Here is a 26608-nt window from a genome sequence, read left to right as displayed (position 1 = left end):
TATTTTATTAAAATCTATGATATAATAATGTTGGAGTTTGTAAACGATTTAATTGTAATTATAAATTTATTTTTAAAGGAGTGATAAAATGTCAGCACCTACTATAAAAGATGTAGCTAAATTAGCAGGAGTTTCAATCTCTACTGTTTCAAGAGTTATGAATGAATCAAAACCTGTTAGTCCGGAATCAAGAAGAAAAGTTTTAGATGCAATAAAAAAATTGGATTTTAAGCCTAATGAATTGGCAAGAAGTCTTGTAATGAGAAAATCAAATATGATTGGGGTAATTGTGAAAGATATTGGTATTTCTTATATGGCTCAAATCATTAGAGGAATTGAAGAAATCGGTAGAATGTACAATTACGATATTTTACTTTCTAGTACGTATGGAGATATTGAAGTAGAGCATAAGATTATCGAATTTATGTGCACTAAACAAGTTGAAGGTATAATTATGATTAGTGAAAAGATTAATCCTGAAATATTGTTTAAGTTGAAAAGTAAAAAAATTCCTTTTGTAAGACTTGATAAATTTTACGAATATACAGATGAACATACTGTAAGTATTGATTATAAATCAACTTGTAACAAAATGACAAATTATCTTGTAGATGAAGGTCATGAAAGTATCGTTTTTATAAGTGAAGATGTTACGAGTAGAATTGGTAGAGAAAAACTTGCAGGATTTAATGAAGCTGTTGCACAAAGAAAAGTAAAATCAGCACTTATAAATGCAAAAGATATAACAGTTCAAGCAGGATATGATATGGGAAAAGAGATTTTCAAACTTATCAATGAAAATAAATCAACTGTTGTTTTTGCAAGTGAAGATGCTTTGGCTATCGGCTTTATAAGTTATTGTTACGATAATGGTCTTAAAGTTCCACAAGACATTTCAGTTGCAGGGTTTGGCGATGATTTAATTGCTTCAATTTACAGACCTGCACTTACAACCATAGAAGAGCCATATTATGATATGGGAGCAATTTCTATGAGAAAGTTGATTAAGGAACTTAGAAATGAAGAAAAATTAAAAGATGTTACAATCTTACCTTCAAGAATAATTGAAAGAGGTTCAGTTGCAACATTTACTAAGAAAAAAAAGTAAAAAAATTTTAAAAATGCTCTTCTTTTTGAAGAGCTTTTTTTGAAATGAGAGAAGGTGATTTAATGGGGATATATTGGGCTGTCCGAGACGGCTTTAAAAAGGCAAAAACCAGATTTTTATTTGGTCTTATTTTTGATATTTTAAGTAGTTGGATTTTAATTTATATAATATTTTTAGTTGGAAATGTTGTAGATTTATTTAAAAGTCCAAATTTTGAAGCTATAAAAGTTTATAAATATGTGGGCTTAATGATATTTTTAGGAGTAGTTAACTTTTTTAGTTTTATGACTTTTTCATATGTAGCTTATGGCTCGGGTGCAAAACTAAAAATGTATTATAAAGATATAATCTTTAGAAAAATCTTAAAAAAATCTCCCGATTTTTTTCAAAAAAATACTGCAGGGGATATAATTGGACTTGCAGATAATGAAACTAAATATATATATGATTATTTTACTTTTGGAATTTTAATGGCATGTGATTCTATTATTATGCCTATGATATGTGCAATTTACTTAGTATTTTTTATCTCTTGGAAACTTACAATTGCAGTTATGTTTCCTTTCGTTTTTACAGCCATTATTACGAATAGTATAAGTAAAAAGATTGGGAAAGCGAATGAAAAAATGAATTTGACTTTTGGAAAATCAAGTCAAGAAATTTTAGAAATAATTGAGGGAATAAAACTTATAAAAAGTTATGTAAATGAGGAAATTAGGCAAAATCATATTTCCAAAGTAATTAAATATTATTTTGAGTTGGCATATATTGAAGCAAATCTTTGGGTAATGTCTTTCTTTTCCAATACTTTTATCAGAACAATTTCTATGGTAATTGGACTTTTTTATGGGGCAATTTTGGTAAGAAATGGAAGTATGTCAGTTGGGAAATTGGTGGCATTTTTTGGACTTGGAGAAATTTTAACTTGGTCTTTTTGGGGACTTGGAGATTGTATAAATACTTATAAAAGGGCTTTGGTTTCGATAAATAGAATAAATCTTTTGCTTGATGATAAGACGGAAATAGAAAATGGAGCTAAGATTTTAGAAGATTTTTCCAATATGGAATTTAAAAACTTTTCTTTTAGTTACCCCGAAGAAAAAGCAGTTTCACTTAAAGATATTAGCTTTAAGTTAAATAAGGGGGAAACTTTAGGAATAGTAGGAAAAAGTGGAAGTGGAAAGAGTACATTAGTTAAACAAATTTTGCGATTTTATAATTTTGATAAAAATAGGATTTTTATAAATAATATTCCTTATGAAGACTATGACATTACATCAGTAAGAAATAAATTCGGATATGTAAGTCAAGAGAATATTTTACTTTCTAAAACTGTCAGAGAAAATATTTTATTTGGAAGTATTGCAGAAAATGACGAAAAAATTGTAAATGTTATAAAAAAGGCAGATTTTTATAAAGATATACAAAATTTAGAAAAAGGACTTGATACAGTTGTTGGAGAACGTGGACTTGGACTTTCAGGAGGACAAAAGCAAAGAATTTCTCTGGCAAGAGCTTTATATCGAGATCCTGAAATTCTGATTTTAGATGATTCTTTTTCTGCCATTGATGCTAATACTGAAAGTAAAATTGTAAATTCTCTTAAAGAAAATAGAAAAAATAGAACAAATATAATTATTTCTCATAGAATTTCTGCAGTTGAACATTCTGATTTGATTTTAGTTATGGACAATGGAGAAATAATCGACAGAGGTACTCACGAAGAACTTATTTCAAGAGATTCTTGGTATAAGGAACAATTTGAGTATCAAAGTTTGGATAAGGAGGAAGAAGATGAAAACTAGTAAGATGAAATTTTTAACTTCCTACCTTTTAGAAGAAAAACTTTTACTTTTTACAGGATCAATATGTACTGTATTCAGAGTTTTTCTAGATGTATATTTACCAATTGTAGTTTCTTCAATTATAGATTCCGACTTAGTCAATATGGAAAACTTTTATCCATTTTTGATTCAAAAAATATTGTTATATTTTGGATTAAATCTGATAGTTTCAGGATTGTTTATTGCAATTAGATTTTCTTTTAATAAACTAGCTTGTAATATTGCATACAAAATTCAATTTAATTTAATTAAACGTATGCAAAACTTCAAGATGCAATATTTTGACAGTTCTTTTGCAGGGGATTTGGTTTCAAGATTTACAACAGATACAAACACGATTAAAGAGTTATATCAAACTCTTTTAAATGAGCTTTTAGCTTTTGTTCTTAACTTGTTTGTTATGCTTATAGTTATGTTTTATATCAGTCCATATTTATTCTTAATTGTTTTGATTTACTTGCCTATGATGTATGTTGTAACAAAATATTATGGACAAAAACTTACAACAGTTACTAAGACTATAAGAAAACATGAGGGAATTACAAGTTCAATTTACAATGAAACAATTAAATCATTACCTGTAATTCAAGTTTATGGTACTGAAGATTTGATGATTGAATCTTTTGAAAGAGAAAATAAAGAGGTTCAAAAGAATTATATAAAAAGAACTATATTAAATGCTTTATTCTCTTGGAATTTAATTGATTTTGTTATGATTTTTACAAATGCTATGATAATCTTAGTCTTTACAATTTTAAAGATTAATGGTTTGGGATTAAGTGTAGGTATTTTGTATGTTTTAATTGAGTATAATAAAAGAATTTTAAAACTTTTTATGAATTTCTTATCACAAATAAATAGATATAAAACAGCGCTTGTTTCTTGCGACAGAATAATTAAAATTTTTGAAATAGAAGAAGAAAAAACTACGGACAGAGCAATTGAACTTGAAGGAAATATCGAATTTAAAAACGTAGGATTTGAATACAAAGAAAATGTTCCAGTTTTAAAGGATGTTAATTTTAAACTTGACAAAGGAAAGTCTATTGCGTTTGTAGGAGCTACCGGAAGTGGAAAGTCAACTATAATGAATTTGATTTTAGGATTTTATGAAAATCAAAAAGGAGATATTCTACTTGACGGGCAAAATATAAAAACATTAAGCAAAGCTTCTTACAGAAAACAAATGGCTGTAGTTCTTCAAGACCCATATATTTTCACAGGAAGCATAAGAGATAATATCACACTTAAAGATGAAAGTATAACTGAAAGTGAAGTTTTAGATGCAATTGTAAAAGTTGGTGGTAAAAATCTTTTACAAAAAAGAGATAATAATTTAGATTATGAACTGGCAATAAGTGGTTCGGATTTATCTCTTGGAGAAAAACAAATCATTTGCTTTGCAAGAGCCATCGTAAGAAATCCAAAAGTTTTAATATTAGATGAAGCAACTGCAAATATTGATACTGAAACGGAAAAAATAATCAACTATGGAATTGAAGTTTTGAAACAGGGTAGAAGTACGATGATTATTGCACATAGATTGTCCACTGTAAAAAATTGTGATACAATAGTTATGATAGAAAATGGAAAAGTTTTAGAAACAGGTACACATGACGAGCTTATCGCTCTAAATGGTAAATATAAAACTTGGTACGAAATTCAATCTGCAAAAGGGGACAATAATGAAGCAAGAGTATTATGATTTATATGATATAGTTATTAAAGATATAAATACTGAAGGATATTTTGTTTACTCAAAAAGAGCAAAAAAACTTATCAAAGAAAAAACTGATATGACTGTTGATCAACAAAAAAGAGCTTTTCAATTTTTTGAACTTATGGGATATTTTAATCAACATGATAAATTCCCGAAGATTTATATAAGGAGTAAAAAATTAAAGGGTGGTTGTTAATTCAAAAGGGCTGTGAAAACAGCTCTTTTTTGTTGGGGAAGATATAGTAAAAAACATAAATGGTATTTTATAAATAGAAAAGACGAAATTTTTTACGTTATAATACTTATCAAAAAAAGCTCCTAATTTTTTGCAACAAAAAAAGCAGATTGTTCTGCTTTTTACTAGTCCATATTATATCTTTTCTTGAATTTTTCAATTCTACCACCTTTTTCAACAAATCTTTGACGACCTGTGTAGAATGGATGTGAGTCAGAACTGATTTCGATTTTAATTAATGGATAAGTGTTACCATCTTCCATTTCTATTGTTTCATTTGAAGTTTTTGTTGAACCACAGATGAATTTATATCCACTTGTTGTATCCATAAAAACTACTTTATTGTATTCTGGATGTATTCCTTTTTTCATTGTATTCACCTCACTTAAATATTGTAAATTAATCACTTCGCATATTATACCATATCATAAAATATAAATCAAGTAGTTTCATCGAATAAATTAAAAAAATATCTATCTATGATTGCAAAATATTTTTATAAATGTTATTCTAATAGTACATTTTTTAAATGGAATATAGAATTACGTAATGGAGAAAATAATGGAGGATAAATCAACTAGGTATTTAAGTATTTTTATTATATGCTTATTATTTGTGGAATATATTATATATGATTTTAAAAGTAGTAATTCAGAATATAATTTGATTTTTTTACTTTTATATGTTTTTTTTATAAATATTAGAACTTACCAAGTACAAAATTTAAATTATAAAAAATATAGTTTGGTTATAGATTTTATATTTTTTATATTTATGTCTGTTTATAAATTAGAAAGTTTTTATATATTAATTATAAGTTTAATTTTTCAATTATATAGATATTTAGAAATTAAATTGGCATTAATTATTAATTTTTTCGTTTATATTATTTTAGTTTCTATAAAGTTAGAGGGTATTAGTAATTTAGAAATATATTTAATATTTTATCTGATAGTAAATATTTTTATAGTAGCTTATTTTTACATTAATAGAAAAGTTGTTTCTTTGGAATATGAGAAAAAGGTTTTTGAAAGTAAATATAATGATTTAGCTTTAAAAATGCAGGAATTAAAGAAAAATCAAATAGATTTATTAGGAGAGAGTAAGACAAAAGAGAGAAATCGAATAGCCAGAGATTTACATGATTCGGTGGGTCATTTATTGTCAACTTTATCTATTCAGTTAACAGCTTTAGAAAAAATTACGAAGAGCAGAGATTTGGAAATAAGTGAAAATATTGGAGAACTAAAAGTTTTTACACAAGACGGGCTTAGAGAAGTAAGAAAAATTATTCATGATATGAAAGGTGAAAATAAAAATAGTTGGAAAGATGATATTGAAAAACTGATAAATAATTCAGGGATAAAAGTTAATTTTATAGTTAATGAAGAAACTTGGACATTAAATGAAAGACAAGAACAAGCTATTTATAGAATTATTCAAGAATTTATAACGAATAGTCAAAAGTATGCAAATACAAATAAGATTAATTTAAGTTTAATTTTTTCTGAGGATTCCCTTGTCTTAAGTATGAAAGACTTTGGAAAGGGTTGTGATGATTTTGAAGAAAAAGGCGGTTTGCTTTCAATTAGAGAAAGAGTAAATGAATTACATGGAGAAATGAATGTAGAATCTGTAAAAAATAAAGGATTTTATTTACAGGTTTATATTCCGAGGGTTATATAATGGAAAAAATAAAATTAGTAATAGTAGATGATGAAAAATTAATAAGAAGTGGATTGAAGATGATGCTTGAGGGTTATGACAATTTAGAAATAGTGGCTCAAGCAAAAGATGGAAAAGAGGGCTATGAATTAGTCAAAGAATATAAGGCGGATATGGTATTGATGGATATTAGAATGCCTGAATATAGTGGACTTGATGGGATTAGATTTATAAAAAATGCTGGATTGGAAACTAAAATTTTAGTTTTAACAACTTTTAGAGATGTTGATTATATTGTAGAAGCTATGAACTTAGGAGCATCGGGATATTTGTTAAAGGATTCTTCGGATAAAGAAATATATGATGCTATAAATTTAGCTTATTCAGGAAAGGTAATTTTAGATTCAGAAATATCAAATTTGCTTTTAATTAATCAAGAGAAGAGTACTTTTGAAAAAAATTTAGATATTAATTTGACAGAAAGAGAAAAAGATTATATAAAACTGGTTTCAAAAGGATATAATAATAAAGAAATATCCAATATATTATTTTTATCAGAAGGAACTGTTAAAAATAATATAAGTGCAATCTTATTAAAATTAAATCTTAGAGATAGAACTCAACTTGCGATTTTTGGTCATGAGCATGGCATTAAATAGTTTTTATTTAAAACAGTTATTAATTAGAAATAATTAGTAACTGTTTTTTAGTGACTAAAGTAATGGTAAAAAGTTACTTTATGTATTAGAATTTTGAGTTTGAAAAGTTTATAATAATTATACAATATTTAAGAAATGAGGATAAAATTATGGCATATATTGAAGTAAAAAATTTATTTAAATCATATAATGAAAATAGAGTGTTAAAAGATTTGAGTTTCGACATAGAAAAAGGAGAAATTTTTGGACTTATAGGACCAAATGGAGCGGGAAAGACTACTTTAATAGATATAATGACAGGATTAATTAAAGCAGATTCCGGAGAAGTTTTTATAGATGGTCTTTCAGTAAAAAAAGATATTGTTAAGATAAAGAGTAAACTTGGCGTAGTTCCTCAAGATTTAGCGCTAATGGAAAATATAAGTGCAAAAGATAATTTAATTTATTTTGGTTCTCTATACGGATTAACTGGAAAATTATTAAAAGAAAGAGTAAATGAAGCATTAATTATGACAGGTCTTTCTGATAGAAGTAAGGAAAAAGTTAAAAACTTTTCAGGTGGTATGAAGAGAAGATTAAATATAGCAGCAGCTATTTTGCATAAACCGGAGATATTAATTTTAGATGAACCAACTGTCGGGGTAGATCCTCAATCTAGAAATTTTGTATTTGATTTTTTGAAAAGAATGAATCAAGAAGGAACAACTATTCTATATATCTCCCATTATATGGAGGAAATTGAAATTTTATGTAATCAAATTTTATTAATGGATTTAGGCGTAGAGGTAGCTTCAGGAAGCAAAAATCAAATTAAGTCAATGGTTTCTCATAATTCCAAAGTTAATGTTCTTTTCGATAGACTACCAAATGAATTAATTGATAATATTAATGTCAAGGTAAACGGCGTAATTAATGCTGAAATTAAAGATAAGGAATTGATTTTAACAATATCTAATAATGATTTTTCTATGATGAGATTAATTCAAGAGATTGAAAAAACAGATTCTATTATAAAATCAGTTTCAGTTGATGAGATTACTTTAGAAGAAACTTTTATACAACTAACTGGAAAAAGCCTTAGAGATTAGGAGGAAGAAATGAATTTTAAAAAATATTTTATAGCAAATCAAAGAGTTAATTTTTCTCAAATGGGCTTGTTATTAATATCTATTTTGTTTTTGCCGTTATTATTAAGTTTGTTTTTAGGATATACTGCTGGAAATAAATTTAATCCTAGTGTACATGCTCTAAAAATTAAAACTGAAGTTGTAATTGAGGAAGAAGGTTTTATAAAAGAAAATTTGGATACTTATTTTAAAAATTTAGAAGAAGGAAAAGTTTTGAAATTAGTAGAAAAGGGGAAATCAGATTTTTCAATTAAGATTCCAAAAGGATTTTTTGAGTCTATAAAAAATGGAGATAATTCTAAAAAATTACAAATAAAAAGAGAAAAAAATACAGCAGCAGTAGAATTTGAAATTATTAAAGCTATTTGCAATTCTTTGATTAAAAATGATTTAAAAATAAAAAATTACAGTGAATTATTGGCTAATAACAACAAAGATAAAAATTTAGCCGGTGAGCTAATAAAAGAAATAGAAAGTAAGTCTATTGTTGATTATAAAGAAAATATACACAATGGAGAAAATGCTTTAACAGGAACTCAATACTATTCTGTAATTGGTTTATCTTTTTTGTTTATGACAATTTTAAGTTCTATTATAAATACTAAAAAGAAAGAACTTAGTGCTATAAACAAAAGGTTATCATTAATTCCAATTTCTACCATTAAGAGAGAGTTATATTCGTTTTTTGATAATTATATTTCATTTTTTGGAATATCTATTATTTATATAGTTTTGTTTAAATTAATAGATAGTTCTAATTTTTCTGGAAATATACTATTATTTGCTTTATTAAATATGGTATTGTTATTTTTAGTTATGTCGGTAGCTCAATTTATAGCTACTATAATAAAAGAAGAATATATATCTCTAGTAGGAAGTTTGTTTAATATGCTCCCAATTTTATTATCAGGTATGATACCTTTTGAAAGAATATTTGGGGAAAATAGTATTCTCACAAAATTAATTTATCACAATTATTATAAAGATTATTTTATAAATCCATATATCAATTTAATAAAAGGAAAATCTATTTCTGAACACATTGTTGGTTTTGCAACAATAGTTTTGATATCTCTTGTATTTTTAGCGTTATCCTTGAATATAAGTAAGAAGAGAGAGGAGTATTAGAATGAATTTTTTTAAATTATTAATTGCACAGATAAATAGAATTCTAAGAACTAAGGAAGTTATTGTTAGTATGGTAGCTTTTACTTTTATTGGAATGGCTTTTGTATTCCTTTATAATTCTCCGATTAAAAAATCTGATAATAATATAAGTGAAACACATACTAACAAAGCTATAGTTTGGGGGGAAAATAATGAGGCTTTAAAAAGTTCATTGATTGAAAAAAATTACAAACCTTCTTTTGAAACTAGTTTAGATAAAGCAAAAGATAGATTGGACACTGGAGATATTTCAATTATATATGAAATACCTGATTCTTATGTGCAAAAATTAGTTAAAGGTCAAAAAGAGGAAATAAAAATATATGTAAGAAAGGCTAATAATAGATCACAGCTTTTTGAAACGGAATTTTCTGAAGTTGTAAATAAAGAAGTAGAAAAAGAAATATTAAAAAGTAATGGAATCTATGAAGAAAATAAATTAAAATTAGACTATGTTAATTATTTTGATTTACAAGAAAATGAAGAAAATACCTCATTTTCTTCTTTAACAATAATGAATTTGATGATAATATATATATTGCTTAATACATCATCAGTATCAGGAGATTTATCGCTTAGTAGGGAAAATAAAATGATAAAAAGAATGTTGTTATCACCAAATAAGTCTTTATCAATAACAAGTTCATTTTTACTTAGCCACTTTTTAGTACTATCTACTTTAAATATATTAGTGATTCTAATGTATAAGAAAATATATGGATTTAATCAAACAGAACTTGTTTCCTTTATAATTTCAATTTTATTGATGACATTATTTACAATATCACTCGGTATTTCTATTTTTAGAATTTTTAAAAATAAAATATTCTTAGGAATAGCAGGGGTTGTTATACCAATGTTAATAATTGGAATGACATTAGCAGGTGATGTAATGGAAAATGCTATTGTAAAGAAAATATCATATTTATCTCCACTTACATGGGTTTTTGAAATAATAACTAAACAAGTTTTGTTTCCAAATATTTTTATAGTAATTTTAATGTCCTTAGTACTTTTAACTATGGGAAGCTATAGATTAGAAAAATATGTAAAAAATTAAATTTTTAATAGGAATGTTATTGTAAAATAATGTTCCTATTTTTCTTAGAATTTAATTTTAATAGAAATTATGATATAATTAAATTCATATTAGTTTAAAAATATTTTTTAAGTTTAGGAGATAATTATGAGTAGAGCAGATGATATATTTATTTCAATGTGTAAGGATATACTTGAAAATGGAGTAGATACAAGGGGAGAAAAAGTTCGTCCTATTTGGGAAGATGGAACAAAGGCATATACGATAAAAAAATTCGGAGTTGTAAATAGATACAATTTAGCCGAAGAATTTCCTGCTTTGACACTTAGAAAAACAGCAATTAAATTGTGTACAGACGAAATGCTTTGGATATGGCAAAAGAAGTCCAATAATATTAAGAATTTAAAGAGTCATGTTTGGGATGAGTGGGCTGATGAAAATGGAAGTATCGGAAAGGCATATGGGTATCAACTTGGAGTTAAACATAAATATAAGGAAGGGATGTTTGATCAGGTTGACAGAGTTATTTATGATTTAAAAAATAATCCTTATAGTAGAAGAATAATTACCAATATTTATGTTCATGAAGATTTATCTGAAATGAATTTATATCCTTGTGCATATAGTATGACTTTTAATGTTACAGGTAAAAAATTAAATGCTATTTTAAATCAAAGGAGTCAAGATATTTTAGCAGCGAATAATTGGAATGTTTGTCAATATGCAATTTTGATTCATATGCTTGCAAGAGAATGTAATTTGGAAGTTGGAGAGCTTGTTCATGTTATAGCAGATGCTCATATCTATGACAGACATATTCCGATTATAAAAGAACTTATTACAAGAGAAAAATTTCCTGCTCCAAAGGTTACTTTAAATCCTGATGTTAAAAACTTTTACGATTTTACATCAGATGATGTTATAATAGAAAATTATAAATGTGGAGAACAGATAAAAAATATTCCGATTGCTATTTAGGAGAAAATTATGAAAAGAAAAATTAATGTTTTTGATTATGCCAAAGAAATAATGTTTGCAGTTGAAAAAGGAGTTTTACTTACTACAAAGTCAAAAGAAAAGGTAAATACAATGTCAATTGCTTGGGGAACTTTGGGAATTGAATGGAATAGACCAATTTTTACAGCATTTGTCAGAGAAAGTCGTTTTACAAAGAAAATACTTGATGAAAGTGGAGAATTTACTGTAAATATCTTTTTAAATGATTTTGATAAAAATATTATTGGAGTTTGTGGAACTAAGTCAGGAAGAGATACTGACAAGATTAAAGATTTGAATTTAACTTTAATTGAATCTGAAATTGTAGATGTTCCAGCGATAAAGGAATTGCCTTTAACTTTGGAATGTAAGGTTATTTATAGACAAAAACAGGATGAAAATGCTATTCTTAAGGAAATAAAGGAAAAAAATTATCCTGAAAATGTGTCAGGAGAGTTTTATGGGGTAAACAAAGATTACCATACAGTTTATTATGGAGAAATTGTAAGTGCATATATAATAGAATAAAATTAAATTTTTGTGTCAATTTTTTAAAATTGACACTTTTTTAATTGTAAAATCATAAAAATATATTGACAAAATTAATTAAATTATATAACATATAGAGAGTTTAAAGATTATACGGAGTTGTTTTTATGGAATATAGAATTTTAAAAAGCGAAGAAATGGAAATGGCATATGCTTTGCGAGAGGAAGTTTTCGTAGATGAACAAAAAGTTCCGCTTGAATATGAAATTGATAATAAAGACAGTTTAGAAGATACAATTCATGTGGGAGTTTTTGAAGGAGAGGAGCTTCTTGCAACTGCAAGGATTATGAATATAAATAAAGACATTGTCTATTTTGGAAGAGCCTGTGTAAAGAAATCTTGCAGAGGAAAGGGAGTAGGAAAGTTTTTATTTATAAGTATGGAAGAAACTGTAAAAAAATTTAAAAAAGAAAATGAAAAAAAGATAATAAGATTTTCAGCACAATATCATGCAATGACCTTTTATGAAATGTTAGGTTATACAAAAGATAATGATGATATTTTTGTTGAAGTGGGAATAGAACATATTTCGATGAGTAAGATTGTGTAAGGAGTTAGTTTTGTATAAAAATTTAGTTATAGTAGAATCTCCAACAAAAGCTAAAACAGTTAGCAAAATGCTTGGAAGTAATTATAAAGTTGTAGCAAGTGTTGGACATATAAGAGATTTACCTAAAAGTAAAATGGGGATAGATATAGAAAATAATTTTGAACCTGAATATATAAATGTAAGAGGAAAAGCATCCAAAATTAAGGAATTGAAAGAGCTTTACAAAAATTCAGAAAATATATATCTTGCAACTGACCCCGATAGAGAGGGAGAAGCAATTTCTTGGCATATAGCCTATCTTTTAGGTCTTGATATCAATTCAAATAACAGAATAGAATTTCATGAAATTACTAAAAAAAGTATCAAGGAATCCATAAAAAATTCAAGAAAAATAGATATGAATTTAGTAAATTCACAACAAGCCAGAAGAGTTTTAGACAGACTTGTAGGTTATAAACTATCTCCAATTCTTTGGAAAAAAATAAAGAGTGGACTTTCAGCAGGACGTGTTCAATCTGCAACTTTAAAAATTATCTGTGAACGTCAAGAAGAGATAGATAATTTTGTTCCTGAAGAATTTTGGAAGATTGAAGGTATACATAATGTCCAAAATATAGAGTTTAAATCACTATATTATGGAGAATATGAAAATAAAAAAATAGTAAAAAAAGAGATAAAAAACGAAAAAGAGGCTTTAAAAGTTGTAGAAAAAACAGATAAAGATAACTTTATCGTAGAAGATGTAAAAAAGGTAAAAAAAGAGAGAAAACCTCAACCACCTTTTACTACAAGTACTTTACAACAAGAAGCGGGAAGAAAATTAGGTTTTTCAAGCTCAATGACTATGAGTATTGCCCAACAACTTTATGAAGGGATAAATGTAGGTAAAGAGGGTTCCGTCGGTTTGATTTCATATATGAGAACTGACTCAACTAGAATTTCATCAGAAATAGTTGCAGAGGCAATTGAGTACATTATTGAAAATTATGGAAAAAATTATGCAAGCAAAGGTAATGAATACAATTTAAAGAAAAAGAATTCACAAGATGCTCATGAGGGTGTTAGACCTAGTAGTATTTTTAGAAGTCCCGAAAAAATAAAAAGCTATTTAACTGCAAATCAATATAAATTATATAAATTGATTTGGGAAAGAACAGTCGCTTCTCAAATGAAAGCTGAAAGTTATGAAAGTACACAAATAGTTTTAAATTCAAATAATTGTATCTATAAATTAAATGGAAGATACACTTTATTTGACGGATTTTCAAAGATATATACTTCAAGTGATATTAAGGATGAACCTTTGCCAAAACTTGAAGTTAAAGATGTAATAAATGCTGAAAAAATAGAAAAGAGTCAACATTTTACAAAACCTGTTGCCAATTTTACAGAGGCGAGTTTAGTTAAAAAACTTGAAGAAAATGGAATTGGAAGACCTAGTACCTATGCAAGTATTATAAATAGTTTGACAAGCAGATTTTATATTCTAATTGAGAATAAAAAAATAATTCCAACAGATTTAGGAAAAAATGTAAATAAGTTTTTAGTTTCCAACTTTGAAACAATTATAAATGAAAAATTCACTATGGAAATGGAAGAAAAACTTGATGAAATAGCTGAAAACAAAAAAGATTGGAAAAAAGTTATTTCGGATTTCTATGCTGTTTTTGAAACATTTTTGAAAAAATCTGAGGGAGATTCAGAAGATTATAAAATAAAAGATGAAGTCCTTAACGAAAAATGTCCACAATGTGGTAAAAATTTAGTTATTAAAAAGACAAAATTTGGTAAATTTATTGGTTGTAGTGGATTTCCTGATTGTAATTATATAAAAAAGGAAGTTAAGGATACAGGGGTAAAATGTCCTAAATGTGGTGGAAGAATAATTGAAAAAATTTCAAAAAAGAGAAAAGTTTTTTACGGCTGTGAAAATTATCCTGAATGTGATTATGCAATTTGGGATAAGCCAATAGCTGATAAAAAATGCGAAAAATGCGGAAAATTTTTAGTCGAAGTTAAAAACAGATTTAAACATGCACTAAAATGTTCCGATGAAAATTGTGATTTTGAGATTGATTTAAAGAAAAAGAAAAATGAAAAATAAAAGATTAGAACTTAACAAATTCGCTTTTCCACTTATGGTAAATTTTATTTTAAGTTATATTTTGGAGTTATCCGATATTGCTATCGTTGCAAGAGTTTCAACACCTGCATTTAATGCGGTAAATTTGATTTCTTCAACATTATATACAATAAGTGGAGTTTTAGGGGCGACTGCAATAATTATAAATACAAAACTTGGAGAAAAACTGGGACAGGGAGATGAAAAAGGTCTAAATTATGAATTCTTTTCATCTCTTGCTATCAATATTTTTATGGGAATTTTATTCTTATTATTGATGTTGCTCGGAAAAACATATTTTTTAAAAATATTCTATAATTTGTCCGGAGAAACTTTGAAACAAGGTATTTTGTTTTCGTATCCTATGAGTTTTTGTGTCTTGTTACAACTATGTTTATTTACATTTGGCGCGCATTTTAGAATTTCAAATATGACAAAATGGATTTTAATAGGATCTACTGTTTCTTCAGTTTTAAATTTGGGTTTAGATTATTTGTTCGTTCTTGGAAAGTTTGGTTTCCCAAAATTTGGAATTACTATGGTCGGATTTAGTACTGTTTTTTCAATGTTTGTAAATCTTTTAATTTATATTTTTGTATTGAAAAATAAATTAAAATTAAAATTTGAATTACTAAAAAGCTATTTTATAAATGGATTTAATCATTTTAAATTAGCTTTTCCTATTATGATACAGGAAATTTTTGACGGAACTATTTTTGTCATTATTTTCAATATGATTGTTATTAGAATAGGGAATAACGAATTTGCTGGATATTCAATAATTACAAATTTAATTATGTTTTTATTTACTTTTAAACATATCTATGGCTCTGCGACTTTGAGTTTAATAAGCATAAGTTCCGGAGAGAAAAACTTTAGAAATTTGATAGATTATCCTAAAATTTCTGTTAAGATTACAACTGTATTATTTATCTTTGGAAGTGTATTATTCTTTATTTTTAGAGAATATTTACCTAAACTTATTACAGATGACGTTTCTGTACAAAATATCGCTACAAAATTTTTGATATTTTTCTTAATTGCAAATATTTGTAGTTCATATTCATACATATATAAATGTGCTTTACAGGGTTTGAATAAAAATATGTTTTTATTAAAAACAACAGCAGAGGTAAATATCTTAAGTCTTATTTTAATGTTGATATTAACACAAGTTTTTGATTTATCTCTATTTGGAGTAGCATTTTCACAATTCGTGAATGAATTTATCTTGAGTGTAATATTTTTGAAATATTATAGATATATTGTAACTGATGAATTTTATAATTTGACAAAAGAGTAATTAATGTATATAATTTATTTGGTTAAAATATTTAGATTTTTTTATAAAAAACTTTTGGAGGCAGGTTATGAAAATATTAGTTGTTATTGATGTTCAAAATGATTTTGTTGACGGTAGATTGGGGACTCAAGAAGCTTTAAATATGATACCAAATTTAAAGGAAAAAATTAAAAACTTTGATGGAGAAATTATTTATACAATGGATACTCATGATGACAATTACTTAAATACTCAAGAGGGTAGAAAACTTCCTATAAAACATTGTATTAAAGGAACTGATGCTTGGAAAATCAGAGAAGGTATTTATAAAGAAAATTGTAAAATTTTTGAAAAAGGAGGGTTTGGCTCCAGCGACTTGGTTGAGTATTTAAAAAGCCTAAACGAAAAAGAGAAAATTGAAAGTATTGAATTTGTTGGAATTTGCACAGATATTTGTGTGATTGTAAATACTTTAATGATTAAAGGATTTTTACCTGAAGTTGAATTAATTGTAGATAGTAAATGTTGTGCGGGAGTTACTCCACAAAGTCATAACACAGCATTAGAAGCTATGAAAATGTGTCAAGTTGATATTTTGTAAAAAATAAATTATTTAATTAAGCAAAAAAAGCAACAACACGATATGCAATAATATACTATTGCATATCGTGTTTTTTCTTGAAAATAGAGGTTGTATATGGTATAATAGACAATAATTAAAATGGAGCTTATCTATTTTGATTTTGATATATTTATTATATGGAGGTGAGATAATGGATTGTATATTTTGCAAAATTGTTAATGAAGAAATTCCATCAAATAAAATTTATGAAGATGATGATATGCTTGCATTTAACGATTTATCCCCTCAAGCTCCGATTCATTTTTTAGTAATCCCTAAAAAACATATTGAATCTTGTAATTTCATAGATAAGGAAAATTCTGAAGTGGTTGGAAAGATATTTTTAAAAATTTCCGAACTTGCTAAAGAAATGGGATTTGATGAATCAGGTTATAGAATTATAAATAATTGTAATGAAGACGGCGGACAAACTGTTAAGCATTTACATTTTCACGTTCTTGCAGGACGTAGTTTAAATTGGCCACCGGGCTAAAATTAAAATTATCTTAAAATTTTTTATAAATTTTATCAATTATACTAAAAAAATATAGTGAATTTACTTGAATTTATATCATTTTTGTTGTATAATATTTATGTTATTTCTCAAGACAGTTTGTCTATATAAGAGAGGGGGGATATCATGGCAGAGATCAGAGTTGGCGAAAACGAATCTTTGGATAATGCGTTGAAAAGATTTAAAAGACAATGTGCACGTGCTGGAGTGCTTTCAGAATATAGAAAAAGAGAACATTACGAAAAGCCAAGTGTAAAGAGAAAGAAAAAATCAGAGGCAGCAAGAAGAAAAAAGAAAAAATTCTAAGCTGTTTAAAATTTAATTGTTTGAATTAACTAAAGTCCTTTTTTAAGGACTTTTTTTATTACGAAGTAACAAGGTTCTCAGCTATGCTGAGGTTCTTATTGTGAAGTAACAAGGTTCTGGGGCACCCGCCCGATGCAAAGCATCGAGGAAGGGTGATGTTCTTATTGTGAAACAACAAGGTTCTCGGGTATGCTGAGGTTCTTATTGCATATAAAGTATAATATTTCGATTAATAGCCCAACATAAAAAGTTAATAAAAATTAATAATAATTTTTAAACTTTATAGAAAATAAACAGCTTCACGTCACAATACTTTGCAAAGAAAAATTCCCAACACGTCATCTTGACTGGAGCAGAGCGAAATGGAGAGATCTCATACTTTTGCTTTAGCAAAAGTAAATGTATCGAAGATACATACAAAAATTATTTTATAATTTTTTTCAGAAATATTGTTGCTTGTTACAAGTAAAAATAAGTAAAAAAACTTTTTTAAATAGTTAATATTGGAATAATCAACTATGTAAATCTAATTCTACATAACAGAGCTTTATGAGATTTCCATAGTCATTGTATTAGATAATACTACAATGACTATGTCAGACCTACTATTAATTATTTACAAGTAAATAATCAAAGTTAGGGCTAGATTCGCTACGTTTCACTACGGTCGAAATGACGTATAAGGGAGAAGACTTTGTTTAATAGTCTGACGTCAAAAGTAAATATACTAACAACTTATTTTTCATTTATTATTTTATTATTTTTATTTGAAAATGTTGCTTTCTATATAAACGTTTGATATAATATAATAAACTGTTGTTTAAGGAGGTACTATGACAAAAAGAGAACAAGAACTTTTGGATATAATAAAAGAAAATCCTTATATTTCTCAAAATGAACTGGCTGATTTACTTAATATAAAGAGATCGTCTGTTGCAGTTCATATTTCAAATTTGATTAAAAAAGGATATTTGGTCGGGAGAGCTTATGTGATTAACTCTAATTTATCAAAAGAAGTTTGTGTTATAGGTGGATGTAATATTGATTTTATTGCAAAAAGTTTTGAAAAAATAAATATGAAAGACTCAAATCCGGGAACTTTGGAATATTCTTTTGGAGGAGTTGCAAAAAATATTGCTGAAAATTTACTAAAAATGGGAATAGAAAATAAATTTATTTCTGTATTTGGCGATGATGTTTATTCAAAAGAAATCAAAGATTATTTGAAAAAAATCGGATTGGATTTTTCAAACAGTAAATTTTTAACTAATAGAGGTATGTCAAATTATATTTCTATTTTGGATGAAAACAATGATTTATTTACTGCCATTTCTTCAATGGAAGTTTTGGATGAAATCAATATTGAATTTATTTCTAAACTTATTGATTTAATCAAGAGTTATAAGTATATAGTTATGGATACGAATTTAAGGGAAGATGTTCTTGAATACATCTGTAAAAATTGCCCTAATTCAAAGATAATTGTAGATTGTGTTTCTAGAAAAAAGGCTTTAAAAATTAAGAAATTATTAAAATATATCTATCTTTTAAAACCAAATATTTACGAAGCTGAAGAATTAACTGACATTACTTATGAAAATGAAAGTGATTTAGAAAAGATTGTGAATGTATTTTTAGAAAAAGGTGTTCAAAAAGTTTTTATTTCAATGGGCGAAAAGGGAATTTTATATGCCGATAAAAATGAGAATGGAATAGTAAGGATAAATGAAAAACCAAAGATTGAAAATACTTCTGGTTGTGGTGATTCTGCTATGAGCGGAATAATCTTTGGAGTTGTTAATGAAAAAGATATTTTAGAATGTGCAAAACTTGGAAATGTTGCAGGATTTATAACTGCACAGTCTGTGGATACAGTAAGTGAAAATATAAGCGAAAAAAATCTATTAAATTTTGGAGGAAGTTATGAAATTAGAAAAATATTTAACAGTTAGTGAAGAAGTAAAAAATGCAATTAAAGAAAATAAACCGGTTGTAGCTTTAGAATCAACAATAATATCACATGGAATGCCTTATCCTAAAAATGTTGAAACAGCACTTGAAGTTGAAAAAGTTGTTAGAGAAAACGGAGCAATTCCAGCTACAATAGCTATTATAAATGGAGAAATTAAAGTTGGGCTAACAAAAGAAGAAATTGAAGTAATCGGGAAAGCTGGACTTAGTGTAACAAAAACTTCAAGAAGAGATTTAGCTTATGTTGTTGCTAATAAATTAAATGGAGCAACAACTGTTGCCGCAACAATGATTTGTGCAGAAATGGCAGGAATTAAAGTTTTTGCAACTGGTGGAATCGGTGGAGTTCACAGAGGTGCAGAAACTACTATGGATATTTCAGCAGATCTTGAAGAATTAGGAAATACAAATGTTGCAGTTATTTGTGCGGGATGTAAATCAATTTTAGATATGGGACTTACTTTAGAATATTTAGAAACAAAGGGAGTTCCTGTTTATGGATACCAAACAAATATATTACCTGCATTTTACACAAGAGAAAGTGATTTTAAAGTTAGTAAAATAAATTCAGAAGAAGAAATTGCAAGAGTTTTAAAAGCTAAATGGGATTTAGAACTTAATGGTGGAGTTGTAATTGCTAATCCTATTCCGGAAGAATTTTCAATGGATAGAAATTTAATTGACAAGACAATTCTAGATGCTTTAAAAGAAGCAGACGAAAATGGAATAAAAGGAAAAGATACAACACCATTCTTACTTGACAAAGTTCAAAAACTTACACAAGGAAAGAGCTTAGAAGCTAACATCAGATTAGTATTCAATAACGCAAAACTTGCAAGTAAAATATCAATAGAATATTCAAAATTAGCATAAAAGTCGGGGAATACCCGACTTTTTTTATACCTTAATACATTATAAATATTTGCATTTTTTTATGGAAAATGATAGTATTTAAGTAGAAAAAAGTATATTTTAGGAGGTTATTATGGCATCAAGTAAAGAATATTTAGAATATATTTTAGAACAGTTATCTGAACTTGAAGATATAAAATATAGGGCAATGATGGGAGAATATATTATTTATTATAAAGAAAAAGTTATTGGTGGAATATATGATGACAGATTTTTAGTAAAAGCTACAAAGAAAGCTATTGACTATGTTTCTGACGTACAATTTCAATTGCCTTATGAGGGAGCAAAGGAAATGCTATTAGTTGATGATGTGGAAGATAAAATGTACCTAAAAGGCTTATTTGATACAATGTATGATGAATTACCTTTCCCTAAAGTTAAGAAGAAAAAATAAAAAGAAGATTTTTTACAAATTTAGAGCAGACTACAAATTGGATAGAGTGAGGAATACAAAATGAAGTTAGATAAAAGTAAAAATAATATTATAAAAAAGTTTTTAGGAATATTATTAATTATTGTTATTTACATACCTTTATATTTGTTTTTATTTGAATATATTGATTGCGAAAGTTTGATGTATTTTTACCTAGTATTTATTAGTGTTTTTATACTAAAAATTCTTCCATATATTTTAAAGTTTAAAAATAAATTTATTGTAATTTCTTTCGCTGGGGATATTATGTTAAGTTCTAAAATTTTAGAGAGGGCTTTAATTTATAAAAATAAATATTTAGTTTTATTTAGTCTTTTGGGATTTATCTTTTGCGCTATTTTAGCATTTTATGTGAAATATGTTGAAGGAAAAAAACTTTAGGGTTCCTGTTTGCTGTATATATAAATTAAAATGGATAGCATTTCGCTATCCATTTTGTCTTTTATTTCTCTTAGTTAAAGTTTATTTACTTTGTTTAATTTTTGCTTGTGCTGCTGCAAGTCTTGCGATTGGCACTCTGAAAGGAGAACATGATACATAGTCAATTCCTACAGAATTTAAGAATTCAATTGTATCAGGATCGCCACCATGTTCACCACAAATTCCTACATGAAGATGAGGGTTAGTTTCTCTTCCAAGTTTGAAAGACATTTTTACTAATTTACCAACACCTTTTTGATCCAATTTTGCAAATGGATTAAAGTCGAATATTTTTTTATTTTCATATTCGTTTAAGAATTTTCCGGCATCATCTCTTGAAAAACCGAATGTCATTTGTGTTAAGTCATTTGTACCATAACTAAAGAATTCAGCTTCTGTTGCGATTTCATCAGCAAGTAGGGCAGCTCTTGGAATTTCAATCATTGTTCCAATTTTGTACTTAATGTTTTCATTCAATTCTTTTAAAGTCATTTCGATTTCTTCAACGATTTCTCTTTTTACATATTTTAATTCTTCAATTTCTCCAACTAATGGAATCATTATTTCAGGAGTAATTGAGATATTCAAATCTTTTTGTGCTTTTATTGCAGCATTTATTATAGCTTTTGCTTGCATTCTATATATTTCAGGATAAGTAACTGCAAGACGACAACCTCTATGTCCAAGCATTGGGTTTACTTCTTCCAAATCTGTGATTACATCTCTTAGATGACCTTCGTCGATATTCATTTCTTTTGCTAAGTTTTTAATATCTTCGTCTTCATAAGGTAAGAATTCGTGTAGAGGTGGATCAAGTAATCTGATTGTTGCTGTTTTTTCTTTTAATACACAGTAGATATCATAAAAATCTTTTTCTTGCATTGGTCTAATTTTTTCTAATGCTTCAACTCTTTGTTCAGTATTTTCTGAAAGAATCATTTGTCTTACAACAGGGATTCTATCTTTGTCAAAGAACATATGTTCAGTTCTACAAAGTCCAATTCCTTCTGCTCCAAATTCAACAGCTTGTTTTGCATCTCTAGGGTTATCTGCATTTGCTCTAACTCCTAAAACTTTTATTTCATTTACCCAATCCATAAAGATTTTAAAGTTTCCAGTTAATTGTGGATTTAATTTTTCAATTGCACCTTTGTAAATAATTCCAGTTGTTCCGTCAAGAGAAATTATATCGCCTTCTTTGATAACTTCATTTTGAGTTTTTATAACTTTTTCGATTTCATCAACTTTGATTTCACTTGCTCCTGCGATACAACATTTACCCATACCTCTTGCAACTACGGCAGCATGAGAAGTCATACCACCTCTTGCAGTCAAGATACCTTCAGCTTCAACCATTCCTTCGATGTCTTCTGGAGAAGTTTCTTGACGAACTAAAATTACTTTTTCTCCTGATTTAACTGCATCAACTATATCTTTTGAGTGGAAATAAACTTTACCACTTGCAGCTCCCGGAGAAGCAGCTAGTCCTCTTGCCAAGATAGGAGTATTTTTCATCATTTCAGCATTGAAGATAGGGTGAAGAAGTTGGTCTAAACTCTTTGGTTCAACTCTTAAAATAGCTTCTTCTTTTGAAATTAATCCTTCATTAACTAAATCTACTGCTACATTGATTGCAGCATCTGTAGTTCTTTTTCCGTTTCTTGTTTGTAATAAGTATAATTTACCTTTTTCAATTGTAAATTCCAAGTCTTGCATATCTTTATAATGTTTTTCCAAAGTTTTTGCAATTCTTAAGAATTCATCATAAACTTCAGGCATAATTTCTTTTAGTTTTTCAATTGATTCTGGAGTTCTAATACCTGCAACAACATCTTCGCCTTGTGCATTCATTAAAAATTCTCCGAATAATTTATTTTCTCCTGTACTTGGGTTACGAGAGAAAGCTACACCAGTACCACTTGTGTTACCCATATTACCGAAAACCATAGCTTGAACATTTACAGCAGTTCCAAGTGAATCGTCAATACCATTTAATTTTCTATAAACGATAGCTCTAGGATTCATCCAAGATTTGAAAACTGCTTTAATAGCAATGATTAATTGTTCAATTGGATCTTGTGGGAATTCTTTGCCTGTTTCTTGTTTGAAAATTTTCTTAAATTTTTCAACTAAAATTTTTAAATCTTCAGCAGTTAATTCAGTATCCATTTTTACATTTTTTTCTTCCTTGATTTTATCAAGTTCGTTTTCAAAATAAATTTTTGGAATTTCCATAGCAACATCGCTGAACATTTGGATAAATCTTCTGTAACTATCAAATGCAAATCTTTCATTATTTGTAGAGTTTGCTAGACCGATAACTGATTTATCGTTAAGACCTAAGTTAAGAATAGTATCCATCATACCAGGCATTGATATAACGGCACCACTTCTTACAGAAAATAATAGAGGATTTTCTGTGCTTGAAAAACTTTTTTGTAGCTTGTTTTCACAGTCTTTTATGTGAGTTTTAATTTCTTCAATTAGACTTTCAGAAATTTTTTCGTCATTTTTGTAAAAATTATTACAAGCCTCAGTAGTAATAGTAAAACCAAAAGGAACATTTAGTCCAATATTAGTCATTTCGGCAAGGTTGGCACCTTTACCTCCCAATAAAGCTCTCATGTCTTTATTGCCTTCATCAAAATTGTAAACAAATTTGCTCATTTTTTCCTCCAATTACTTATTAATTTTTAATAGATGTTTCAAGATAATGTCAGCTGTTTCTTCTATAGCTTTTGCTGATACATCTATTACAGGACAGCCTATTTTTTTCATTATTCGGCTAGAATATTCAAGTTCTTCAAGTATTCTATTTGAATTTGAATAAATACTATTATCAGGAAGACCTAAAGATTTCAGTCTTTCCTTTCTTATACTTTCCAACTTTTCGGGTGTGTTAGTTAAGCCTATAACTTTTTTTGGCGAAACTTGGAATAATTCTTCAGGTACAGGTGTTTCTGGTACCAGAGGAATATTTGCAACTCTAATATTTTTATTTGCAAGATACATTGACAAAGGAGTCTTAGATGTTCGAGAAATTCCAATTATTATAAGGTCTGCAATCAAAACTCCTCTAGGATCTTTGCCATCATCGTAACGAACTGCAAATTCGATAGAGTCAATTCTTTTAAAATATTCTTCATTCAGCTTTCTAAGAGCACCTGGTGTATTTCCAGGAGTAATATTGCTCACTCTTTGGATAGCTAAAATGGACGCAGAAAGCAAATCTACATTAGTTATAGAATGTAATTCTGAAAACTTTTTAACATAATCCAAAAGTGGAGCATCAACTAAAGAATAAAATAAAATAGAATTTTCAGTTTCTTTACATTTGTTCAGTATCTCAGAAAGATCTGAAAACTCTCTTATATGAGAAAATCTTTTAAGAGCATACTTAATGTTATTAAACTGAGCAAGAGCGGCACGTGCAAGTTGTTCCGCTGTTTCTCCTGTAGAGTCGGAAATTAAAAAAATATTAAGCATTTATTTTCCTCCTTACTAAATATATTATAAACTTTTAACTAAGGAAATACAAGTTTTTTAAAGATTTTACTTTTAAAATTAAATATGATAAAATTAGATGATATTATTAATTAATAAGCTTAGCAATATACTAATAGTGGTCAGTAAAATGATTATTATGTTTGATTTTATGGTATATATAGGATTATTAATTATATTATCACAAAATGGAGGTGTATTTTTTGATGGAAGATAGCAAAAAAGCAGATTCAGGAAAAAAATTAATTAAAAAATTATGCATATTTTTCGGAGCGCTATTTATATCAATTTATTTATTTGGTGTTATAATATTTTCTTTTATAACTTTACCTAATACTAAAATAAATGGAAATGATGTAAGTTATGTAATGATAGATGATGTTTTTAATAAAGATTGGACAGATGTTTCTATTAAGTTAAATCGTTCTGATGGAAAGAGTGATTTTTTTAAACCTGAAAAGATAAATTACAAGGAAGAATATTCGGCTAATAAAAAGATTTTACAAAATCAATTTGCTTGGCCTTTGGCATTTTTCACAAGTCGTAATTTTAAGTTGGAAGTAAATATTAGTTATGATAATGAAAAGTTTGAAGAGTTTTTAAAGAATACTTTAATTTTAAAAGGTCTAAAGCATCCTGAAGATGCAAAAATTGTCTATAAAGATGGTAAGTATAGCATCCAAGATGAAGTTATGGGAACTTATACAACTAAAGAAAAGTTGAAAGAGGCGATTTTGATTGCCCTTTCTGAAAGAAAAGAGAGTATTGATATGAGCACAATTTCAGAACATCCAAAGCTGAAAAAAAATGATAAATCTTTACAAGATGCTCTTTCAAAATATGAAAAAATTTCAAAATTAAAGTATGAAATTAATATTGGCTCAAATAAAGAAATTTTAGATGGTGAAATTTTAGCAAATATTTTTACATTTGTTGATGGAGAATTGAAACCCGATGAACAAAAGGCGAGAGACTATGTTAGAAGACTTGCAATTAAATATGATACTTTTGGGATGGATAGAAAATTTCAAACTACGGGTAAAGGAGAAATTGTTGTTCCTGGAAAAGACGGAATATATGGTTGGCAGATTGATGTTAATAAGACAAAAGATCTTTTGGTTGAAAAACTGTTGAATTTTGAATCCGATTCTATTGAACCTGTATTTTTACACAAGGGATTGTATTACGATAAAGATGATGATATAGGTAAAACTTATATAGAAATCGACCTAACTAGACAACATATGTGGCTTTACAAAGAAGGAGAACTTATTTTAGAAACAGATATAGTTACTGGAGATGTAAGAAAAAATGCTGAGACACCAGTCGGAGTTATGAAAGTTTGGAGCAGAGAAAAAGATAGAAATCTTAAGGGTTTATCTTCTCATGGTTATGACTATGTTTCTCATGTTGACTATTGGATGCCAATAAATTGGAAAGGTGTAGGAATTCATGATGCAAGTTGGAGAAATGGGAAATTCGGTGGAGATATTTATAAAACATCTGGAAGCCATGGTTGTATAAATACACCATTGGATAAAGTAAAGCAAATTTACGAAAATGTTGAGATAAATACTCCAGTTATAATTTATAAGAGTAATTAAAAATGAATTTAGTTTAGTGATTAAGGCTGATTTTTCAGTTTTAGTTACTAAACTTTTTTTGTGAATTAAATAAAAAATTTCACGTCATAGTATTACACAAAGCAAATCTCCTAACACATCATCTTTACCGAAACGAAGCGAAACTGAGTGAAATGGGGAGATCTCATAAAGCTTCCTTGTATCAAATTAGATTTTCATAGTCAAAATTATTAATTTTTCAACTGTTGACTTTTTACCTTAATTGTATTATATATAATA

24 protein-coding genes are annotated in these 26608 nt (G+C 27.3%); 21 read left to right on the top strand and 3 right to left on the bottom strand.

All coding sequences use genetic code 11. The features are described 5' to 3' along the window. The first annotated feature begins 88 nt into the window (after positions 1-88). From VJI95_RS04035 to VJI95_RS04020, 4 genes are all read left to right on the top strand, one after another. Positions 89-1108: a LacI family DNA-binding transcriptional regulator gene (locus VJI95_RS04035; RefSeq protein WP_324010345.1), complete on the top strand. Its 1020-nt coding sequence runs from the start codon at positions 89-91 to the stop codon at positions 1106-1108. 62 nt (positions 1109-1170) lie between these two features. Next, the gene (locus VJI95_RS04030; protein ID WP_324010344.1) at positions 1171-2913 is read left to right on the top strand and encodes an ABC transporter ATP-binding protein; all 1743 of its coding nucleotides are present in this window, start codon (positions 1171-1173) and stop codon (positions 2911-2913) included. Further along, complete coding sequence (locus VJI95_RS04025) at positions 2903-4657, top strand: ABC transporter ATP-binding protein (RefSeq protein WP_324010343.1); 1755 nt, start codon at positions 2903-2905, stop codon at positions 4655-4657. Before VJI95_RS04030 ends, VJI95_RS04025 begins: the two co-directional genes overlap by 11 nt. Then, positions 4638-4868 carry a hypothetical protein gene (locus VJI95_RS04020; protein ID WP_324010342.1) on the top strand — a complete coding sequence of 77 codons (231 nt, stop codon included), beginning with the start codon at positions 4638-4640 and terminating at the stop codon, positions 4866-4868. The genes VJI95_RS04025 and VJI95_RS04020 overlap by 20 nt, the downstream gene beginning before the upstream one ends. Before the next feature lie 164 nt (positions 4869-5032). Here VJI95_RS04020 and VJI95_RS04015 read toward each other — a convergent pair whose 3' ends face one another. Continuing rightward, positions 5033-5278, bottom strand: coding sequence for a type B 50S ribosomal protein L31 (locus tag VJI95_RS04015; protein WP_004832367.1), 246 nt, complete (start codon positions 5276-5278; stop codon positions 5033-5035). Positions 5279-5468: 190 nt separating this feature from the next. On the opposite strand from VJI95_RS04015, the gene VJI95_RS04010 reads away from it, so the two are divergent. The 16 genes from VJI95_RS04010 to VJI95_RS03935 all read left to right on the top strand — a co-directional run bounded on the left by VJI95_RS04010 (position 5469) and on the right by VJI95_RS03935 (position 20783). Further along, positions 5469-6593: a sensor histidine kinase gene (locus VJI95_RS04010; RefSeq protein WP_323999662.1), complete on the top strand. Its 1125-nt coding sequence runs from the start codon at positions 5469-5471 to the stop codon at positions 6591-6593. Continuing rightward, on the top strand, positions 6593-7231 hold the full coding sequence (locus VJI95_RS04005) for a response regulator transcription factor (protein ID WP_323999663.1): 639 nt from the start codon (positions 6593-6595) through the stop codon (positions 7229-7231). The genes VJI95_RS04010 and VJI95_RS04005 overlap by 1 nt, the downstream gene beginning before the upstream one ends. A gap of 149 nt (positions 7232-7380) precedes the next feature. Continuing rightward, positions 7381-8319: an ABC transporter ATP-binding protein gene (locus VJI95_RS04000; RefSeq protein ID WP_323999664.1), complete on the top strand. Its 939-nt coding sequence runs from the start codon at positions 7381-7383 to the stop codon at positions 8317-8319. Positions 8320-8328: 9 nt separating this feature from the next. Further along, on the top strand, positions 8329-9486 hold the full coding sequence (locus VJI95_RS03995) for an ABC transporter permease (RefSeq protein ID WP_324010341.1): 1158 nt from the start codon (positions 8329-8331) through the stop codon (positions 9484-9486). Between the two features lies 1 nt (position 9487). Further along, on the top strand, positions 9488-10585 hold the full coding sequence (locus VJI95_RS03990; protein WP_324010340.1) for an ABC transporter permease: 1098 nt from the start codon (positions 9488-9490) through the stop codon (positions 10583-10585). Positions 10586-10711: 126 nt separating this feature from the next. Continuing rightward, positions 10712-11542 carry a thymidylate synthase gene (thyA, locus tag VJI95_RS03985; protein WP_324010339.1) on the top strand — a complete coding sequence of 277 codons (831 nt, stop codon included), beginning with the start codon at positions 10712-10714 and terminating at the stop codon, positions 11540-11542. 9 nt (positions 11543-11551) lie between these two features. Then, entirely contained in the window at positions 11552-12088 is a 537-nt protein-coding gene (locus VJI95_RS03980; RefSeq protein WP_324010338.1) for a flavin reductase family protein, read from the top strand. A gap of 128 nt (positions 12089-12216) precedes the next feature. After that, positions 12217-12660, top strand: coding sequence for a GNAT family N-acetyltransferase (locus VJI95_RS03975; protein ID WP_324010337.1), 444 nt, complete (start codon positions 12217-12219; stop codon positions 12658-12660). A 10-nt stretch (positions 12661-12670) separates the two neighbouring features. Continuing rightward, positions 12671-14764: a type I DNA topoisomerase gene (topA, locus tag VJI95_RS03970; RefSeq protein ID WP_324010336.1), complete on the top strand. Its 2094-nt coding sequence runs from the start codon at positions 12671-12673 to the stop codon at positions 14762-14764. Further along, positions 14754-16085: an MATE family efflux transporter gene (locus VJI95_RS03965; RefSeq protein ID WP_324010335.1), complete on the top strand. Its 1332-nt coding sequence runs from the start codon at positions 14754-14756 to the stop codon at positions 16083-16085. The genes topA and VJI95_RS03965 overlap by 11 nt, the downstream gene beginning before the upstream one ends. 67 nt (positions 16086-16152) lie before the next feature. Continuing rightward, complete coding sequence (locus VJI95_RS03960; RefSeq protein ID WP_324010334.1) at positions 16153-16665, top strand: cysteine hydrolase family protein; 513 nt, start codon at positions 16153-16155, stop codon at positions 16663-16665. Between the two features lie 172 nt (positions 16666-16837). Continuing rightward, positions 16838-17179, top strand: coding sequence for a histidine triad nucleotide-binding protein (locus VJI95_RS03955; protein ID WP_324010333.1), 342 nt, complete (start codon positions 16838-16840; stop codon positions 17177-17179). A gap of 147 nt (positions 17180-17326) precedes the next feature. Beyond that, the gene (gene rpsU / locus VJI95_RS03950; protein ID WP_004832359.1) at positions 17327-17506 is read left to right on the top strand and encodes a 30S ribosomal protein S21; all 180 of its coding nucleotides are present in this window, start codon (positions 17327-17329) and stop codon (positions 17504-17506) included. Between the two features lie 833 nt (positions 17507-18339). Then, on the top strand, positions 18340-19458 hold the full coding sequence (locus VJI95_RS03945; RefSeq protein WP_324010332.1) for a carbohydrate kinase: 1119 nt from the start codon (positions 18340-18342) through the stop codon (positions 19456-19458). Next, positions 19430-20350 (top strand): pseudouridine-5'-phosphate glycosidase, encoded by a 921-nt coding sequence (locus VJI95_RS03940; RefSeq protein WP_324010331.1) that lies wholly within the window; start codon positions 19430-19432, stop codon positions 20348-20350. The genes VJI95_RS03945 and VJI95_RS03940 overlap by 29 nt, the downstream gene beginning before the upstream one ends. Before the next feature lie 112 nt (positions 20351-20462). Continuing rightward, entirely contained in the window at positions 20463-20783 is a 321-nt protein-coding gene (locus tag VJI95_RS03935; protein ID WP_314720399.1) for a TfoX/Sxy family protein, read from the top strand. A gap of 501 nt (positions 20784-21284) precedes the next feature. On the opposite strand, the gene ppdK is transcribed toward VJI95_RS03935, so the two are convergent. Further along, positions 21285-23909, bottom strand: coding sequence for a pyruvate, phosphate dikinase (ppdK, locus tag VJI95_RS03930; protein WP_324010330.1), 2625 nt, complete (start codon positions 23907-23909; stop codon positions 21285-21287). A 12-nt stretch (positions 23910-23921) separates the two neighbouring features. Then, entirely contained in the window at positions 23922-24728 is an 807-nt protein-coding gene (locus tag VJI95_RS03925) for a pyruvate, water dikinase regulatory protein (protein WP_324010329.1), read from the bottom strand. Between the two features lie 224 nt (positions 24729-24952). On the opposite strand from VJI95_RS03925, the gene VJI95_RS03920 reads away from it, so the two are divergent. Continuing rightward, positions 24953-26350 (top strand): L,D-transpeptidase family protein, encoded by a 1398-nt coding sequence (locus tag VJI95_RS03920; protein WP_323999681.1) that lies wholly within the window; start codon positions 24953-24955, stop codon positions 26348-26350. Positions 26351-26608 lie beyond the last annotated feature (258 nt).

It is taken from the genome of Parvimonas sp. C2 (genome assembly GCF_035282405.1).
Taxonomy (GTDB): Bacteria; Bacillota; Clostridia; order Tissierellales; family Peptoniphilaceae; genus Parvimonas.
This window is presented reverse-complemented; position numbering and strand designations above follow the sequence as displayed.